23 protein-coding genes are annotated in these 17,216 nt (G+C 60.0%); 21 read left to right on the top strand and 2 right to left on the bottom strand.

Annotated features, from left to right (window positions below):
• Window positions 1-133 precede the first annotated feature (133 nt).
• From BLR94_RS24125 to BLR94_RS24105, 5 genes are read left to right on the top strand one after another with little or no spacing between them, the layout of a single operon-like run.
• A complete protein-coding gene (locus tag BLR94_RS24125; protein WP_084308525.1) occupies window positions 134-664 on the top strand; it encodes a lysozyme in 531 nt (176 codons plus the stop codon).
• The gene (locus BLR94_RS24120) at window positions 664-1,263 is read left to right on the top strand and encodes a BAR domain-containing protein (RefSeq protein ID WP_090423763.1); all 600 of its coding nucleotides are present in this window, start codon (window positions 664-666) and stop codon (window positions 1,261-1,263) included. Before BLR94_RS24125 ends, BLR94_RS24120 begins: the two co-directional genes overlap by 1 nt.
• Complete coding sequence (locus tag BLR94_RS24115) at window positions 1,263-1,631, top strand: hypothetical protein (RefSeq protein WP_084308523.1); 369 nt, start codon at window positions 1,263-1,265, stop codon at window positions 1,629-1,631. Before BLR94_RS24120 ends, BLR94_RS24115 begins: the two co-directional genes overlap by 1 nt.
• A complete protein-coding gene (locus BLR94_RS24110) occupies window positions 1,624-1,938 on the top strand; it encodes a hypothetical protein (RefSeq protein ID WP_084308522.1) in 315 nt (104 codons plus the stop codon). Before BLR94_RS24115 ends, BLR94_RS24110 begins: the two co-directional genes overlap by 8 nt.
• A complete protein-coding gene (locus BLR94_RS24105) occupies window positions 1,938-2,450 on the top strand; it encodes a DUF3486 family protein (RefSeq protein WP_084308521.1) in 513 nt (170 codons plus the stop codon). The genes BLR94_RS24110 and BLR94_RS24105 overlap by 1 nt, the downstream gene beginning before the upstream one ends.
• Window positions 2,451-2,452: 2 nt before the next feature.
• Here BLR94_RS24105 and BLR94_RS27350 read toward each other — a convergent pair whose 3' ends face one another.
• The gene (locus tag BLR94_RS27350; protein WP_139207499.1) at window positions 2,453-2,929 is read right to left on the bottom strand and encodes a hypothetical protein; all 477 of its coding nucleotides are present in this window, start codon (window positions 2,927-2,929) and stop codon (window positions 2,453-2,455) included.
• A gap of 53 nt (window positions 2,930-2,982) precedes the next feature.
• On the opposite strand from BLR94_RS27350, the gene BLR94_RS24095 reads away from it, so the two are divergent.
• The 16 genes from BLR94_RS24095 (at window position 2,983) to BLR94_RS24020 (ending at window position 16,872) form a co-directional block, all read left to right on the top strand.
• On the top strand, window positions 2,983-4,563 hold the full coding sequence (locus tag BLR94_RS24095) for a hypothetical protein (protein ID WP_084308519.1): 1,581 nt from the start codon (window positions 2,983-2,985) through the stop codon (window positions 4,561-4,563).
• On the top strand, window positions 4,563-6,122 hold the full coding sequence (locus BLR94_RS24090) for a DUF935 domain-containing protein (RefSeq protein WP_084308518.1): 1,560 nt from the start codon (window positions 4,563-4,565) through the stop codon (window positions 6,120-6,122). The genes BLR94_RS24095 and BLR94_RS24090 overlap by 1 nt, the downstream gene beginning before the upstream one ends.
• Window positions 6,123-6,407: 285 nt before the next feature.
• Entirely contained in the window at window positions 6,408-7,682 is a 1,275-nt protein-coding gene (locus BLR94_RS24085) for a PBECR2 nuclease fold domain-containing protein (protein WP_084308517.1), read from the top strand.
• A 102-nt stretch (window positions 7,683-7,784) separates the two neighbouring features.
• Window positions 7,785-8,258, top strand: a complete 474-nt coding sequence (locus BLR94_RS24080; RefSeq protein WP_084308516.1) for a phage virion morphogenesis protein — start codon at window positions 7,785-7,787, stop codon at window positions 8,256-8,258.
• Window positions 8,259-8,389: 131 nt separating this feature from the next.
• Window positions 8,390-8,986 (top strand): HEPN domain-containing protein, encoded by a 597-nt coding sequence (locus tag BLR94_RS24075; RefSeq protein ID WP_084308515.1) that lies wholly within the window; start codon window positions 8,390-8,392, stop codon window positions 8,984-8,986.
• 53 nt (window positions 8,987-9,039) lie between these two features.
• Window positions 9,040-10,023, top strand: coding sequence for a phage protease (locus BLR94_RS24070; RefSeq protein ID WP_084308514.1), 984 nt, complete (start codon window positions 9,040-9,042; stop codon window positions 10,021-10,023).
• 2 nt (window positions 10,024-10,025) lie between these two features.
• Window positions 10,026-10,430, top strand: coding sequence for a hypothetical protein (locus tag BLR94_RS24065; protein WP_084308513.1), 405 nt, complete (start codon window positions 10,026-10,028; stop codon window positions 10,428-10,430).
• Between the two features lie 15 nt (window positions 10,431-10,445).
• On the top strand, window positions 10,446-11,351 hold the full coding sequence (locus BLR94_RS24060) for a Mu-like prophage major head subunit gpT family protein (protein ID WP_084308512.1): 906 nt from the start codon (window positions 10,446-10,448) through the stop codon (window positions 11,349-11,351).
• 3 nt (window positions 11,352-11,354) lie between these two features.
• The gene (locus BLR94_RS24055; protein ID WP_084308511.1) at window positions 11,355-11,771 is read left to right on the top strand and encodes an HI1506-related protein; all 417 of its coding nucleotides are present in this window, start codon (window positions 11,355-11,357) and stop codon (window positions 11,769-11,771) included.
• The gene (locus tag BLR94_RS24050; RefSeq protein WP_084308510.1) at window positions 11,768-12,259 is read left to right on the top strand and encodes a phage protein Gp36 family protein; all 492 of its coding nucleotides are present in this window, start codon (window positions 11,768-11,770) and stop codon (window positions 12,257-12,259) included. The genes BLR94_RS24055 and BLR94_RS24050 overlap by 4 nt, the downstream gene beginning before the upstream one ends.
• Window positions 12,259-12,822: a phage protein Gp37 gene (locus BLR94_RS24045; protein WP_084308509.1), complete on the top strand. Its 564-nt coding sequence runs from the start codon at window positions 12,259-12,261 to the stop codon at window positions 12,820-12,822. Before BLR94_RS24050 ends, BLR94_RS24045 begins: the two co-directional genes overlap by 1 nt.
• Window positions 12,822-13,055: a hypothetical protein gene (locus tag BLR94_RS27725; protein ID WP_169835199.1), complete on the top strand. Its 234-nt coding sequence runs from the start codon at window positions 12,822-12,824 to the stop codon at window positions 13,053-13,055. Before BLR94_RS24045 ends, BLR94_RS27725 begins: the two co-directional genes overlap by 1 nt.
• Entirely contained in the window at window positions 13,052-14,149 is a 1,098-nt protein-coding gene (locus tag BLR94_RS24035; RefSeq protein WP_084308508.1) for a phage tail sheath C-terminal domain-containing protein, read from the top strand. Before BLR94_RS27725 ends, BLR94_RS24035 begins: the two co-directional genes overlap by 4 nt.
• A 14-nt stretch (window positions 14,150-14,163) precedes the next feature.
• Window positions 14,164-14,535, top strand: coding sequence for a phage tail protein (locus BLR94_RS24030; protein ID WP_084308507.1), 372 nt, complete (start codon window positions 14,164-14,166; stop codon window positions 14,533-14,535).
• A 6-nt stretch (window positions 14,536-14,541) separates the two neighbouring features.
• A complete protein-coding gene (locus tag BLR94_RS24025) occupies window positions 14,542-14,916 on the top strand; it encodes a hypothetical protein (RefSeq protein ID WP_084308506.1) in 375 nt (124 codons plus the stop codon).
• Between the two features lie 123 nt (window positions 14,917-15,039).
• Complete coding sequence (locus BLR94_RS24020; RefSeq protein WP_090423762.1) at window positions 15,040-16,872, top strand: phage tail tape measure protein; 1,833 nt, start codon at window positions 15,040-15,042, stop codon at window positions 16,870-16,872.
• On the opposite strand, the gene BLR94_RS24015 is transcribed toward BLR94_RS24020, so the two are convergent.
• On the bottom strand, window positions 16,861-17,216 hold a 356-nt coding region (locus tag BLR94_RS24015; protein WP_139207443.1), incomplete at its 5' end, for an integrase core domain-containing protein. The genes BLR94_RS24020 and BLR94_RS24015 overlap by 12 nt on opposite strands.

The raw sequence follows: 17,216 nt of genomic DNA, 5'->3' as shown, positions 1-17,216 counted from the left end.
CCCTACGCCTTCAAACAAAAGCGGAAGTGCCGAGTATTGGCAAGTATGTGCCTCCGATGGCCAAGCGTGGCTCTGCGGTTGTTGCTGCTCAGCACCTGGCGAATGCCCGCGCCTCAATCGGAGGCACTGCACCATGTCGCTAAGAGGCAGGATTACAGTTGGTACGCTGCTGCTGGCTAGCGCGCCACTGATGGCGTTCCTAGGCACTTGGGAGGGCGACGGTCAGAACACAGTCAAACCAGACAATCTGGCCCGTGGCCTGCCTACCGTCTGCAAAGGCATCACCAAACATACCAGCCCCTATCCGGTAATCGTTGGCGACTACTGGTCAGATGAGCGCTGTGAAGAGGTGGAACGCCTGGTTGTGAGCAAGGGCCAGCTGGAATTGGCCGATTGCATCACCAATACCGCAATAACTCAGAGCACGTTCGATGCCCTAAGCAGCCATGGCCACAACGTCGGTAACCCTTCGACATGCGCAAGCCGTGCTGCCGTACTGATCAATATGGGCCGGGTGACAGAAGGCTGTAACGCCCTGGCGTGGGGGGCTGACGGCCGCCCGGTGTGGGCCTACGTCACCGATGCACAAGGCAGAAAGGTATTCGTGCGCGGTTTGCACAATCGTCGCCTGGCTGAAGTTCGCCTGTGCAAGGAGGGGTTGTGATGCTCGACTTCCTACGGCCTTGGTTTCCCCTGGTGCTTATCGGGGCGCTAGGCCTTTGGGTCAACCACCTGCAGGACGGAGCGTATGAAGACGGCTACTCGAAGGCTCAAACCGAGGGTACTCGTGCCCTGAATCTGTTGCGCGGAGAGCACCAAGCGAAAGAACTAGCCGATGCCAAAGCAGCTGCCAAACGCCTGCAGGAAGAACAGACGCGCAACGATGAGTTAGCCACTGATCTCGCTGAGCAGCAACGCCAACACCGTAAAACCACCGACCGACTTTCCGGGGAGATTGCCCGTGTCAACGACCTATACCGTCAGGCACTCGACACGCCGCCTGAGCCCTTGCCTGCTTGCATGTTTACTCGCGGCTTTGTCCGGGTGTGGAACGAGGCCACCGGAGCTAGCACCGAGCTGCCCGCCGCCACAGTACCCGGCGGAGCTAATGCGCAAAGCACCGAAGCCAGAACACTTGACCAACTACCCGCAGGCATCGGCCGGGCCGACATCCTTGCCCATCACGTTCGTTATGCCGAGCAGTGCCGCAACACAGCAGCACAGCTCGATGCTCTGATCGATGCTGTACAGGGAACCAAGTAATGCCATTTCCCGAGGTAACGCAGTTGGGCATCGCTGAGCTGATCGGCTGGGCTATCAGCCTGTTGGGCATCTTTACCACCATCGTTTTCGGCCTGGTCAAGCTGCTGCTCAACCAGATGGAAAAGCGCATGACCGAGCGCGATCAAGCCCAAGAGAACGCTTTCTCCAAGCTGATCGAGCGGCAGGACAAGGACGCAGAGGCGCTGCGGCAATTGGAAAAAAGCTTCCTGCGCTTCCAGGCCGACTTGCCGCTGCAGTACGTACGACGTGAGGACTACGTGCGCAATCAGACGATTATCGAGGCCAAGCTTGACGCGCTGGCCAGCAAGCTAGAACTCATTCAGATACGAGGCAAAGCACATGATTGATGCAGCCAAGGCCCGGCGCGAATCCATGCGCTGGTACATCCTGCTAACCCTGAACAACTCTCGTCCGCTCGATCCACATGAAGCGGTTGTGCTGTCGACCATTCAGGGCATTTACCCCGACGCCACTCCGCTGGAGCTGCGCCGCGAACTCGACTACCTGGCAGACCGATCCACTGTGACCCTCAATAAACAGCCGTCCGGCGTGTGGATCTGCGGCCTGACCAGCCTGGGCGTGGACATCACCGAATACACCGTTGATTGCCGCGCAGGTATTGCGCGCCCTGAGAAGTACTGGGGCGGCGCCTGATGCCACCGCGTAGCAAGGTAGCGGCTCTGCCCCCCGAGGTTAAAGCCTGGCTTGACCGGGAGCTGGTGGATAACAACTTCAGCGGCTATGAGGCGCTGTCTGCCGAGCTGGCCGGGCGTGGATTCACCATTGGCAAGAGCGCCCTGCATGCCTATGGCCAGACCTTCGAGGATCGTCTATCAGCTCTTCGAGTAGCCAGCGAGCAAGCCCGCGCGGTAGTGGCTGCTGCCCCAGACGAAGAAGGCGCCGTGAACGAGGCGCTGATGCGCTTGGTGCAGGAACATCTGTTCAAGCTGCTGATGACTGACGGCAAGCCGATTGATCTGCCCAAAGTGGCGAAGGCCGTCGCTGAACTCGGCCGTGCCTCTGTCGTGCAGAAGAAATGGCAGGCCGAGGTTCGTGCCAAAGCGGAGGCCGCCGCCAGCCAAGTAGAAAAAATAGCGAAGAAAGGTGGGCTCAACGCCGAAACAGTGGCGGAGATTCGGCGCGAGATTCTAGGGGTAGCATCTTGAAGCTACCAGAAAGGTCTACGTGCAGTGGTATAGCGCACAGCCGGAGCAGAGCTCCTAGTCCAAATTTTTGTTTTGCACTCAGGGCAGTCAAGCCGCGCGGCCCCATGAAGAGTAATCCTTTTTCCGTTCTCAAAGCATCGAGAGCAAAAGTAGGTCTTTTCAGTATCAGCGCTGTCAACCTGTGTCTTTGCGATGTAGGCATGAGTGCCCGTGGTAAAACGGTGCACGACATATTCGTCGGAGAAATCCGTTGCCGATTGCGAGAGTCGACGCTCCCTTTCCAGCTCTTCAATTCGCTTGATGAGATCCATTTGCTGAAGTTGAGCGCTCATCAGTTGCTGCTGAAGATCAAGCAGGCAATTGTTCAGCTCGAACACTCGTTCTTTCACAATGCTCTCGTCACGGATACTAACAAGAGCTTGGCTTATTTCCTTAACCGCATTAGCGCTCGACACAGCGCCTGCAAACCAATCAAGCATTTAGCGTCCCTCCCAGAACAATTCGTCAAGAGCGTAGCACCGAAGGTGGCGCAATGAGCAGTGCTCATGCCTCGCCACTTCAGGCCCTCTCGCCTTTTTCCATCGAATCCAGCTCGGATAAGGCGATTGATATTCCGGGCGTCTTGCTCGCATACCAGAAACACTGGATCGGCATTCGCGCCCCACTCAAAGTCGGCGAGAAGTCCCGCCGTATTGGCCTGACCTGGGCCGAAGCGGCGGATAACGTGCTGGTCGCTGCCTCGGCCAAGTCGGCCGGTGGCCAGACCGTCTATTACCTGGGCTACAACCAAGACATGACGGTTGAGTACATCCAAGCCTGCGCGCTGTGGGCTCGGGCGTTCAACTATGCCGCAGAAGAAATCGAGGAAGGCATCTGGCCAGATGAAGATCCGGACAAGCACATCAAGACGTACACCATTGTTTTCCCCAGCGGCCACCGCATCGTTGCGCTGACCAGCCGGCCGTCTAACCTGCGCGGTCGCCAGGGCATCGTGGTAATCGATGAGGCGGCATTCCATGCGGATTTGGCTGAGCTACTGAAGTCCGCACTGGCCCTGCTGATCTGGGGCGGTGAAGTGCACGTGATCAGCACCCACAATGGCACCGAGAACCCGTTCAATGAACTGATTGAGGAGATCCGTTCCAAGAAGCGCAAAGGCGTGCTGTTCCGCTGCACCTTCGCCGAGGCCGTAGCCGATGGGCTTTACCAGCGCGTGTGCCTGCGCAAGGGCATTCCCTACGACAAGGAAGAGGAAGCTGCCTGGGTCGCGGACGTATACAGCTTCTATGGTGATGCAGCCAACGAAGAGCTGGACTGCATACCAAGCCAAGGCGGCGGCGCCTACTTCAGCCTGGCGCTGATCGAAGAGCGCACCAGTCGTGAAACCCCCGTGCTCCGTCTGGCCTATCCCCAAGGCTATGAGGTCACGGCCGAGTATCTGCGCCTGGCCGACTCCCAGGACTGGTGCGAGCGTGAGCTGCTACCGCTGCTGCAGGCTATGCCCAAAGACGTACAGAGTTTCTACGGCATGGACTTCGCCCGTAGTGGCGACCTCTCGGTGTTTTGGCCGCTGCTCAAAGAGCAGGACTTGCGCAAGCGTACGCCCTTCGTCGTCGAGCTGCGTAACGTCCCATTCAAGCAGCAAGAGCAGATCCTCTTCTATATGGTTCGTCGCCTGCCTAACTTCCTGAAAGGCGCGCACGACGCCCGAGGCAACGGCCAGCAGATCGCCGAATCTGCCGCCGTCGAGTTCGGTTACAACCGTATCGAGCAGGTAATGCTTACCGAGGGCTGGTATCGCGACAACATGCCTGGCCTCAAGGCGGATCTGGAAGACGACACCCTTTACGACATTCCGGCCGACAAGGACGTGGTGACCGACGTGCGGGCTTTCCGGGTCGTGAAAGGTGTTGCCCGAATTCCCGAAACCCGCACCACAGAGAAAGGTGGCGCCAAGCGCCACGGTGACGCCGGTATCGCCCTGGCCCTGGCTGATTTTGCGTCCCGCCAGGAAGTGGAAATTTTCGAGTACCACCGCGTGAATCACGCCGCTGGGCACACCCGTGCCATCGAGAGCGGCGCGGGTTGGCGCACCAAGAAAGGCATCTGGTAATGGCTAAGTCCACCATCGTCGACCAGTACGGCCGACCAATCGAATACGACCAACTCACCGAGGAAGTGGCCGGCCCGCGCATTACCGGCGTGCGGCAGATTTGGCACCCGAGTGTAGCCAGTGGTCTGACCCCTGGTCGGCTGGCGACCATCCTGCAGGCCGCAGCCGAGGGAAATGCCCACGACTACCTCACCCTGGCCGAAGAGATGGAAGAGCGCGACCTGCATTACGCCTCGGTACTCGGTACACGGCGTCTCGGCCTGGGCGGCCTGCAGGTGCGCATCGAAGCGTTCAGCGATGACGCCGAAGACGTACGCCGTGCCGATGCGTTGCGCGAGCTGGTCGACGCCCCCGAGTTCGGTGAGATGCAGTCCGACTTGACCGACGCGCTCGGTAAGGGCTACGCCGTCAACGAAATTATCTGGGATCGCAGCGGCAAGACGTGGACACCAGAGCGCTTTGAGGAACGCGATCAGCGCTTCTTCCAGTTCGACCGGGAGACCGGCCGAGAGCTGCGCCTGCTCGATGACGCGGCTCCGATGGATGGGCTGCCGCTGGCACCCTACAAGTTCATCGTGCACTACCCGCGTATCCGTTCCGGCCTGCCGATCCGTGGCGGCTTGGCCCGTCTGGCTGCAGTTGGCTACATGTGCAAAGCCTGGACGTGGAAAGACTGGATGGCCTTCGCCGACATCTTTGGCATGCCGATGCGTGTGGGCCGCTACGGGCCAGGCGCAAGCAAGGATGACATCGGTGTGTTGATGTCTGCCGTGGCCAACCTAGGCAGCGACGCAGCGGCAGTGATCCCGGACAGCATGCGCATTGACTTCACCCAAGCGGTACAGGTCGCCGGGGCCGGTGACTTCTTCAAAGGCTTGGCAGAGTGGTGGGACAAGCAGATCAGCAAGGGCATTCTCGGCCAGACCATGACGGCCGACGATGGCAGCAGCATGGCCCAGGCCCGCGTGCATGACGGCATTCGTCTGGATCTACTAGAGGCCGATGCCAAAGCGCTGAGCAACACACTCAATCGCAGCTTAGTGCGGCCTTGGTGCGACCTGAACTTCGCACCTGGGCGCGGCTATCCGAAGCTGGTCGTGGTGGTGCCCAACCCCGAAGACATCAAGGCGCTGGTCAGTGCGCTCAAGGGTCTGGTGCCTATGGGCCTGGAGGTCGAGCAGTCGGTCATCCGCGACAAGCTGAACCTGCCTGAACCAGACAAGGGCGCCAAGCTGTTACGTGCACCTGGCTCGATGCCGATTGAGGTGCCCGCACTGGCTCAAGCCACAAACCGGGAACTGCCAGCCCGAACGGCTGCTCCCCCCGATATCGTCGACAACCAAGTGCGCACCCTTGAGCAGGCAGTGGCAGGTTCGATGGATGACATGGTGGACGATATTCGCGAACTGCTGGACTCGGTATCCACACTGGAAGAGTTTCGGGATCGGCTAATCGAGGTGTACCCAGGAATGAATACCGCCCAGTTAGCTGATGCGATGGCCGATGGTATGGCGGCTGCTCAGTTGGCTGGGCGGTGGGATGTGGTGCGTGGCCTATAGCTACTTGTCAGAAAGGAGAACTGCCAGAGCGCTAAGACCAGCGGCAACAGCGATAAAGAAATTACCCTGTGAGCCTAGATTCAACATATCAGCTACCAACGCTCGATAGCCAGGCTGATCCGAAACATCAATGGAGTGGAGTTGTTCCTGAAGTCGTCCTAGTTGATAGACAACCGAAGCGCCCATAACAGCCATTAGTGCGCCTGTAACTGCTAAGAGACGCCGAACGTGCTTTATCAACATACATTGACCCTTCCTGTGGATTCAAAGCGATAGTAGGTGTGTATGGCAGTTTCCCATGGATCTATTCCGTTCCGTGAACAGATTGATTATTTCAAAAACAAGATTGATTTACCAACCAGCTCTTGGACTGATATTTATCAGCAGGAACATGACTACGCTTTTGTAGTGGCCGGTGCCAACAAGCGTGCACTGCTGGCTGATCTACGTGGTGCTGTTGAAAAGGTCATTACCAGCGGCGGCACGCTTGAACAATTCAGGCAGAACTTCGACAAGGTGGTCGAGCAACACGGCTGGCAGTACAACGGCGGCCGTGGCTGGCGTACTCGCGTCATTTACGAAACCAACCTGCGCCAAAGCTACAACGCTGGCCGGGAAGCGCAGATGGCTGACCCTGCGCTACGCAAGCGCCGGCCTTATGGCTTGTATCGCCACGGCGACAGCGCCAATCCGCGCCCCCAACACTTGGCCTGGAACGGCTTGGTGCTGCCGCTGGATGATCCGTTCTGGGCGACTCATAGCCCGCAAAACGGCTGGGGCTGCAAGTGCAAGAAGTTCATGCTCAGCGAGCGCGACCTGGAGCGCCAAGGCCTGGCAGTCGGCAGCTCGCCTGCCATCGAGTATGAAGACCACGTGATCGGCAAGAACAGCCCCAGCGGCCCGCGAACTGTGCGACTGCCAAAGGGCATTGATCCAGGCTTCGACTACGCCCCTGGTCGCTCGCGACTATCCGAGGCAGTGCCGCCTCTGCGAGCAGTAGACCCATTACCAGATCCTACCGGCCGGGCCAGCAGCGCGACTGGTGCAGGACTGCCCAACCGGCAGCCGTCAGCAGCGCTACCACCGCCAAGGCCTGCCAAGGCAGAGCGCCTGCTACCCGAGGGACTGGAGGACGAACAGTATCTAAGTCGCTTTCTTGACGAGTTCGGCGCCACCGCCGAGCAGCCTGCGGTGTTCAGGGACGTGACCGGCGATGCTGTCGTCATCGGTCGGGAAATGTTCACCAATACCAAAACGGGCAAGCTCAAGATCAGCAAGCGTGGCCATGCGCGTGAGCTGCTGCTGTTGGCTGACGCACTCAAGTCGCCCGATGAAGTGTGGGTGCGGTTGGAATGGCAATACGCCCAGAGCAAGGCTGTAGTGCGCCGCCGCTATATAAGCCGCTTCAACGTTGAGGGCGAGCCCGTGCCAGCGCTGGCCGTGTTCGAGGTTGGCGACGATGGGTGGGACGGCATTACAACATTTGCCCCTGATGCCAAAGACCCCGACTATCTGGAGCGGCTACGCCTGGGCGTGCGGCTCTATAAACGCGGGCAATAAAAAACCACGCGCCGCCACACGTGGTTCACCCTGGCTGTAGGCCTGGAGGTTCTGGCGGGAACAGCTCAGCCAATGGGCGAAGCTTAATAGTAGGAAGGTTCGATGGCCGGCGCAACGTTGGATGTAGAGGTAGATAGCAGCCAGGTTGGCGAGATGCTGGCCAAGCTGGCCGAGCGCATGGACGATCTGCGTACGCCGCTGGAGGATATCCGCGAGTACCTGCACCAATCCACTGATGAGCGGTTCAGCCAGCAGGTCGCTCCGGACGGTTCGCCCTGGGCACCTTTGGCACCATCCACCCTGGCCAAGAAGAAAAGCCCACGCACCCTACGTGAAAGCGGAGACCTGCAGGACACCTTGCGTGGCCAGGTTGAGGGCGACGAACTGCTGTTCGGTACGGATCGACCCTACGGTGCCGTGCACCAGTTCGGGCAAAAGGCTGGAGCATCAGGCCGCAATCGTCGCGGGTCGCCTATTCCGTGGGGGGACATTCCAGCACGCCCCTACTTGGGACTTTCTGCTGAGGATGAAACCGAGATTCTCGCTATCGTCGAAAGCTGGTTACTTCCAGTGTAGGGGCGGCTACCAATCAGGCGCGCTAAGGGGCTTAACCGTAAGGCTGCAGCCCAAGGTATAGCAGCAACCTGCCATCTGCGTTAGAGATGCGTTAGATTTGCCTTAAGCCGACAGCTCTTGAGGTTCCAAGGATGAAGCAACTGATATTAGACCGAATGGAAGTAAACCTTGCCCGTGCAGAGACGCTGGTGATGATTTACAAGACTCACCTAAAGGGGACTGGCAGGGGGAGGCGCGGGCATGCGAAGACGGACGTACTTCGTGCTGCTGTCGTGTTCATCCATGCGAGTGTTGAAGAAGTTTTGAGGAGTACCGCTTACTGGAAACTTCCTCTCGCAGGCTCAACTTACCTGGATAACCTCTTCCTTCCAGGTGAGGGAAAAAAGGTTGCGCTAGGGGCGCTAGCTGCACACCGAGGGAAGACGGTGGATCAAGTGATCGCCGAATCTGTGAATGACGAGCTGGAAAAATCGAACTACAACAACCCCAAAGAGATAGCTGCTCTCTGCATGAACGTTGGGGTATTACCAACGGATGTGAATCATCATTTCGCGGTGATCGATCTGATGATGAAGCGTCGGCATAAGATTGTTCATCGCGCAGATCGCTCTGAGATTGTGGGCCGAGGTCAGTATCAGTTCGCCCACATCAGCCCTGAGCAGGTCGAAAGTTGGATCGAGGCCGCTAAAAATTTCTGCGTAGATTTCGTTGGCCGAGTTCCTGAGTAGCCTTAAACCCTCCTGAAACTCCCCGCCTGACCTAGTGCCGCCACCATGGCGGCATGAAAACTCAACTCGCACTTAATACCGACCTCTCCGCAGCGCTGACCCCAGATGGTCAAGCGCCGGATTGGGTCGAGCTGATTCCAGCTGGCCCGGTGGTGCGCGGTCGTGATGGCCGCCAGTGGCTGTTCGACGAACCTGCACAGAACCTGGTGGTTTCCTCTTTCACCGGTCGCGCCATCGATCTGCCCATCGACTGGGAACACTCCACCCAGCTCAAAGCCCCCAAGGGCGAAGAAGCCCCGGCCGGTGCATGGATCAAACAGTTGGAGATCCGCGACGGTGCCCTGTGGGGCCGCGTTGACTGGAACGCCCGCGCCGCTCTGCAGGTGGCCAATCGCGAGTACCGCTTTCTTTCCCCCGTTTTCGACTACGACCCGGACACCACGCGCATTGCCTTGCTGGTCAGCGCCGGGATCACCAATAAGCCGAATTTCCTGCTTACCGCGCTGAACCACGAAAACCAAACCCCGGAGGCACCCATGCCACTCTCCGTTGCACTCGCGGCTGTTCTCGGCTTGACCGTCGACGACTCCGAAGACCAGGCCATTGCGGCCATCACCAAGCTGAAGGCGACCGCCCAGGCGGCCAACAGCGAGCACAGCAACATCGAGCGCTACATGCCGCGTGCGGACTATGACGCTGTACTGCTGCGCGCTACCAATGCCGAACAGGCGCTGGTCAGCACCAAGAAAGCCGAGCGTGAAAAGACGGTGGATGCGGAGATCGAGGCGGCCCTGAAGGCCGGCAAGATCACCCCGGCCACCACCGACTACCACCGCGCCGCCTGTCAGGAAGAAGGTGGCCTGGAGCGTTTTCGCAGCTTCGTCGCTGCCGCCCCAGTAGTAGGCGATCCATCCGACTTGGTCGAGCGCAAACCCAATAAAACCGCCACCGCCCTCAACTCCGAGCAGCAAGCCATGTGCGTGCAACTGGGTGTTGATCCGGTGGAGTTCGCCAAAACCCTGCAGAGTGAGGCGTAACCATGCCGTTGACCACAGATCGCAACACCGCCCGCATGGACACCGATTTGGTGGTGGTCGCAGTAGGCGCCAACGTGCGCATCTTTGCCGGTGCATTGCTGGTAGCCAATGCCGGTGGCTTTGCAGTGCCGGGCCATCAGGCCGCAGGCCTGAAGTACATCGGTCGTGCTGAAGAGAGCGTCGACAACCGCGGCGGTGCTGCTGGCGGTCGCTCGGTGCAGATTCGCCGTAGCAAAGCCTTCAAATGGGACAACGACGGCTCCGTCACCCAAACCCACCTTTTCCGTACTGCCTACATCGTCGACGACGCGACTGTCGCGGCCGATGACGCCAACGGCGCCCGCTCTGTAGCTGGCCAGATTGTCGCCATCGACCCGGACGGCGTGTGGGTCGAGCAAAGCCACTAAAGGAGCGCATTGCGCATGCTGATCAATAAAGAGTCCATCCGGGCGGCTTTCGTCGCCATGAAAACCCTGTTCAACAACGCGTTCACGGCAGCACCCACGACCTGGGAAAAGATCGCCATGAAGGTGCCGTCCAGCACGGGCAGCAACCTCTACGCCTGGCTGAGCGCCTTCCCGAAGATGCGCCGCTGGATTGGCGAGAAGCACGTCAAGAACCTGAAGGCCTTCACCTACACCATCGTCAACGAAGACTGGGAAGCTACCGTCGCGGTCGACCGTAACCACATCAAGGATGACCAGCTCGGTATCTACGCGCCTCAGGCGCAGATGGCAGGCCACTCGGCCAAGCAGTTGCCGGACGAGATCATCTACGAGCTGGTCAATGGCGCGTTTACCAACGTCTGCTATGACGGGCAGTACTTCTTCGATACTGACCACCCCGTCGGCAAGGGCAGCGTGAGCAACAAGGGCACGGCCGCTCTGTCGATTGCCACACAGGTAACCGCAAAAGCCAGCTACGGCGCTGCCCGTACAGCCATGCGCAAGTACAAGGATGAAGACGGCCGCCCTCTGGGCATCAAACCGACCATCCTGCTGGTTGGCCCCGGCCTTGAAGACACCGCCAAGGCGTTGCTCACCAATGATCGCCTGGAAGACGGCAAGGCCAACCCCTACAAGGGCACCGCCGAGTTGGTGGTGGATGCACGCATCGAGTCGGATACCGCCTGGTTCCTGCTCGATACCAGCCTACCGGTGAAGCCCTTCATCTATCAGGAACGCGAAGCCCCGAACTTCGTGCAGCAGACCGATCCGGAAGCTGACGACGTGTTCAACCGCAAAGAATTCAAGTTCGGCGCGGAAGCCCGTGCGGCTGGTGGCTATGGCTTCTGGCAGCTGGCCTACGGCTCGACTGGGGAGGCCTGATCCATGGGACTGCTCATTACTGCAATGGCCGAGGGGTTCCGCCGTGCTGGCGTAGCCCACTCGAGCACCGCCACCTATTGGCCCGATGACAGCTTTACCGAAGAGCAACTGCAGCACCTGCGCGAGGAGCCCAAGCTGGTCGTGATCGAAGGTGCCCAGCCCCCGGAAGAACTGCTGAAGGTGTTGGCCGATGAACAGAACACGCCCGCCGCAAGCGGCGGCACTACCGAGGTATCTGGTGCTGCGCCGACTAAGGCGCCGGCTACGAAGCCAGCTAAGGCAACTGGTGCTAAGGCCCCTGTAAAGGACAAGGCCGGTGCCAAAACCCCCGCGAAGAAACCCGTAGTACCTGCCGCTCAGGAAACGCCGAAAGGCGATGCCGAAGGCAAGGTAGAAGGTAGCGAGGGCGCCGGGGAATGAACCTCTCACTGCCGTCTGCCAGCCAGTTGATTGTGCGCTTCGGTGCCAAACAGCTGACTGAGCTTGCTGTACCACGCGACCAGTATGTCATCGATGCGGAGCTGCTGACCGCAGCCGCAGGCGGTGATGACGTGGACGCATGGCCGGCCGAGGACGTGGCCATTGCCGTGAAGGCACTGGCACGCATCGCCGATGCGGTGACGCGGGCACGCAGTGAGATCTCGTTCTACCTGCGCTTTCGCAAGGCTGGCCAGGACGCGCCGGCCTGGGTCGCCGATGACCTGATGGAGCTTGCCCGCTACCACTTGGTAGATGACGCAGGCAAAGAAGAGTCAACGGTACGTGCCCGTTACAAGGACGTGCTCAAACGCCTCGAAACTCTCGCCAAGGAAGATGAGAGCCGGGGCGCATCCGAAGCTGGCGACTCTGGGCTGACGCTCAGAAGCCAGCCCAGGATGTTCAACCGCAACACGCTGCGGTCGCTGTGATGCTTGGCGACCTTGAAGATTTGATCCAAAGCCGGCTGGCTGAGCTGAGTACCAAGGCTCGACCAGTGGCGGTGGAAACCTACGGCGGTGAACTGGGCGACCCGGATCTGTTGCCCGGTTTGCTAAAGCGCTGCCCAGTCTTGTTGCTGACCACACCCAAGGCAGCGTTCCGCAAGCGCAGCCATGGCCGCTACACGATGGCCATCACCCTTCGCCTGGTCATCGCCACCCGCGCGGTGCGCAGTGAGCGTGAAGGCCGTCGTGGCAATGGTCGCGACATTGGCAGCTACGACTTGTGGTCGGCCTGCATGGCCCTGCTGGTGGATTGGCAGCCCTGGCCAGAACGGGCGCAGATCGTACCGACCGACTTAGCAAATCTGGTCAACGGCAAGTTTCAGAACGACCACCTGTCCGTACTGGGGCAGTCGTTCGCCATTGAACTGGAGTGGGAGAAGCCGGAGGCGGATCTGCCAGACCTTCTAGGCGTTGGCCTGCATTACCACGCCCCGTCCGGTAACCCCGAGGCGGTGGCAGTCGACATCATCAATTTGGAGAACACCTGATGCGTGTTACCGCTGCTGAAGGCCTGCAGGTTCCTTACGAGGCCGAACCCCGCAAACACATTGAGCACGACCCGGCCAAGCCGGTGGACGTGCCCAACAGCAGCTACTACCGCCGCCGCGTGACGAGCGGCGAGCTGACCCTGGTGGCCGACGCCGCCGAACTGCCAGCCGCTGAGGAAGTGGCAAGCAGTGCCAAACCCGCCGCTAAGGCCAAGAGAGGTGCAAGCGCATGACCATCAGCTTTGACACTATCCCGGCATCCATTCGCAAGCCGGGCGCGTACTTCGAATTCAACACCAGCCTGGCCGTACGCACGCTGCCGACCAACGCGCAGAGCATTTGCCTAATTGTACCGCTGGGCGCGGACGCAACCGCAGTAGCCAATGTGCCCGCCCAGGTATATAGCGCTGACGAAGCCAAGAAGGCGTTCGGCGACGTGGCGGCCGAGATGGTCGCCGCTGCCATCGCTGCTTATCGTTATGTGGCTATTTCCTGCGTTGGCGTGGCCGCCGAGGGCGACGCTGAGCCAGACATTACAGCCGCGCTGGATGCCACTGCGCTGGGCGGCTTCACCATCCTGGTGCCGGCCTGGTTCAGCCAGGACGCGCTGACGGCGTTGCGTACCCACATCGCTACTTACACCAACAGCATTGAGCAGCAGAGCATCGTTGGTGCTGGTGCAGTGGTCAGTACGCTATCTGCGGCTACCACCTTGGCCGCTTCGCTGAATGCTGGGGCCATTACCTTGGCCGTATTGCCGGGCACCAGCTCGACGCCGCGCCAAGTGGCTGCAGCGTACGCGGCGATGATCGCCTCCGAGGAAGATCCGGCCCGCCCGCTCAACACCTTGGTGCTAGCAGGCATCAAGGCACCGAACATTACCTCGCGCCTCGGCCGTACCGAACAGGAAACAGCGCTGAAGAACGGCGTCACGCCGTTGGAAGTGGGCGCTGGTGAGGTAGTGCAGATCGTGCGTGCGGTCACCACCTACACCAAGTCCGCAGCAGGTGCCGATGACGTGTCGCTGCTCGACCTGACCAGCATTCGCACCCTTTACTACGTGCGCCAAGCCTGCCGCGAGCGCATCCGCCTGCGCTTCCCTCGCTCCAAGCTGTCGAGCCGCACGGCCGCTGCTGTGCGCAGCGAGCTGCTGGACGTGCTGAAGAAGTGCGAAGAGCTGGAGATCCTGGAGGAAGTCGACGCCAACGCTGATGCCCTGGTAGTCGAGCGCTCTCTGCAGGATGTCAATCGCCTCAACGCCGCTATTCCCGCTGATGTGGTCAACGGCCTGCATGTGTTCGCCGGCCGCATCGACATGCTGCTCTAACTGGAGTCATCACTATGGCAGACAAATTCGTCGGGCAGATCGTGCTCGAAATCAACGGCACCGATTACGAGGTGGTGAGCGTAGAGCCCACCCTCAAGACTGGCCGCACCACCGTTAAAACCATGAATCGCACGGGCCGCCCAACTGGCACCGCCAAGGGTATCGAAGAGCATGACCTGCGCATTAGCGTTGCGATCCCCAAAACCGGCGAGCCGGACTGGCGTGCCCTGGTGGATGCCAAGCTGACCATCTACCCGCAAGACGGCGGCGGCAAGCGCGAGAGCTGGACAGGTTGCTCGCTCATCGAGCTGGGCAGCAGTTACAAGGTCGAAGGGGAAGCCCAACGTGACCTGACCATCGCCGCCCTCAACTACTACACGGAGTAATGCCTGATGGACATGCGCTGGGATGGCCTGACCATTACCAAACCCCTGGGCGTTGGCGTGTATTACGCGGGTAGTTTCCACCGCAGCATCACGCTTCGGGTTGCCATGGCCGGTGACTTGATCGCTGCCCAGGAGAAACACCCGCACGGCCCCCTGCAGTTGGTGACGCTGGAGGTGTACCGCCAGCAGTTGCTGGCCGTGGGCGATATCCCTGCAGATGCCCTGACAACCCAGCTGCTACGCGAGAGCCTGACCGAAGGCGACCTGGCGTTGATTGCCGAGGCCGATGAGGAACTGGAAAAAAAGCTCGCGCAGCCGAGCGCAACCTCGGTGACTGGCGACGCATCGAACACGCCCTTACCCGGCACGGCTACGACCTAGCCGACATCCGCCGCATGAGCCGCACCGAGATCGAAAGCCGCATTGATCTGCTGGTAGGCCGCCAGAAAGCCGTTCGCTACGTCAGCCAGCGCAAGAAGCCCGCGCAGTAACCCGGAGAGAGTCATGAGTGATCTGCGCGTAGCCCTGCGTTTTCAAGCCCATGCTGGCAATACCCGCCGTGAGGTGCAGAGCTTAGAGCGCGATCTGCGCCAGGCTGGCAAGAACGGCGCTAAGGCGCTGAGCGACGAAGCCGGCAAAGCTGGGGCCGTCGTCAATAAGGCAGGTCGCGAAGGCGCTGCCAGCTATCGCATCATCCGACAGGTGATGCGTGAAGCGGCCACTCAGGGTTCCGGCATCCTGCGCCAGGACGTAGTGAAGACGCAGAGCGAACTCAAGCAATTGGGCCAGGTAGGCCGCCAGGCTGCCAAAGATACTAAAGCCGAACTGGTAAGGGCTGATCGCGAAGGCGTGCAGCCCCTTGCCCGTAGCGTGGATAAAGCCGACAGCAGTCTGCGCCGCATGGCGCAAAACGGCGGCCGCAACCTACGCGCCCTCAAAACCATTGCCGCTGGCGTTCGCTCCGAGTTTGACCGGCTGAAGAACTTTGGCGGCTCAACCATGGGGCAGTTGGCGGGTTTTGGCGTGGGCGTTGGCACTGCAGCCAGCTTGAAGAACAGCGCCATGCTGGATCGTCAGTTGATCCGTACCCAGCAGACAGCGGACATGACGCCCCTGGAGCGCGAAGAGTGGCGCCAGGAAGGCCGCCGTATTGGCGTGGCTTATGGCGTCGATCCTACGGGGATCTATACCGGAGGTGACACTTTGCTGGCCGGGGGGCTTAGCTATGCGGCCGTCAAGGCCAGCGCCGATGCGATGGGACAGGCAACCGCCGTTACCGGGGCAGACTCTTCTGTGCTGGCTGGTGCGTTGATGTCTGGCGCGTCTGCCTACGGTATTGATCTAGAACAACCAGGTGCGGCCTTGGAAATGCTGCAGAAGATGACGGTTGCGGGCCGCCTTGGCCGGGCTGAGTTAGAAAACCTTGCGGACATATTCCCCAAGATCGGAGCCAACTCGCAGGCCGCTGGTATGAGCTTCGAGCAGTCTTTAGCCTTTGTCGAAACATTGTCCGCTATGGAAGGTGCCCCTGATCGTCTCGGCACCCTGGCTGAATCAACTTTGCGGATGTTCACCAACCCGCAGTATCGCGAGCAGATCACCAAAACGACCGGTATCTCCTTCTTCAACAAGGATGGCAGTTCGCGTAACCCTATGGGCGTGCTGGAAGACGTTGGGACTCAGTATGGCCGGCTGACCACTGATAAAGAGCGTGCCATGTACATGGGTACGGCTTTCAAAGGCATGGATCAGGACTTGCTGCGTGGCGTCCGTTACCTGCTAAGCGATGGCGTACTGGGCACATTCTCCAGCCAGGCGAAAGATATTGCCGGAGCCAAGCCTGTATTCAACAAGGATCTGGAAGACAACGTAACCAGCTCAACAGGCGCGGCCGGCCGGATGCGTGCAACCTTGGGTGAAGCCATCGACCGCATGGCCAAACCACTCAATAAATCATTCGCCGACTTTGGCACCTACCTGCTCGATGACCTGAACCTCTCAGGCGAGCAGATGCTGGCCGGTGGTGTTGCTGCCGGCGTTGGCGGCTACTACGCCGGGCGTGGTGCCAAAGCCGGCGCGGGGGCATTGCTGAACAAGTTTCTAGGCGGCCCGGAAACGATCAAGAACATTGCGGTAGGCAAGGTGCTGGAAGAAGCGACCGGTGTGCAGTCGGTGTTCGTAACCAACTGGCCGGCCGGAGGCATTGCTGCTGGCATTGATATGCCAGGGAAGAGCGATAAGCCAGGCAAGCCGTCCACCGGTAGCCGCCTGCCTACTACGGCAGCACTGGCAGCGCTCGGCACCACCGTGTTGGCGGCAGGTGCGCTAGGTGTGTAAACCCAGTACGTTGTTCAGTGGAAGTGGCGCGCGACTGATGGGTGGTAGGTAGCCTAGGCTGGCGTGAGGTCGGTGCCAGTTGTAATGATGAAGCCAAGGTAGCAGGTGGGCGGCCCGTTGCTCTGAAGTGTCATAGCTGCAGGCATACGCCCACTCGCGCAAGCTGGTCTGGATGAATCGCTCGGCCTTGCCGTTGGTGCGCGGTGTGTAGGGTTTGGTCCACAGATGACGCAAGCCAAGCCTGCGCACCAAACGCCGGAAGCGCTTGGATCGGTAGCAGACGCCATTGTCGGTCATGATGCGAGTAATCCGTATGCCCAGGCCGCGGTAGTAGCGCAGCGCCT

Origin of the sequence: Phytopseudomonas flavescens (genome assembly GCF_900100535.1) — a bacterium.
GTDB classification, from domain to species: domain Bacteria; phylum Pseudomonadota; class Gammaproteobacteria; order Pseudomonadales; family Pseudomonadaceae; genus Aquipseudomonas; species Aquipseudomonas flavescens.
The sequence above is the reverse complement of the archived record's forward strand: the minus strand, read 5'-3'. Positions and strand labels throughout refer to the sequence as shown.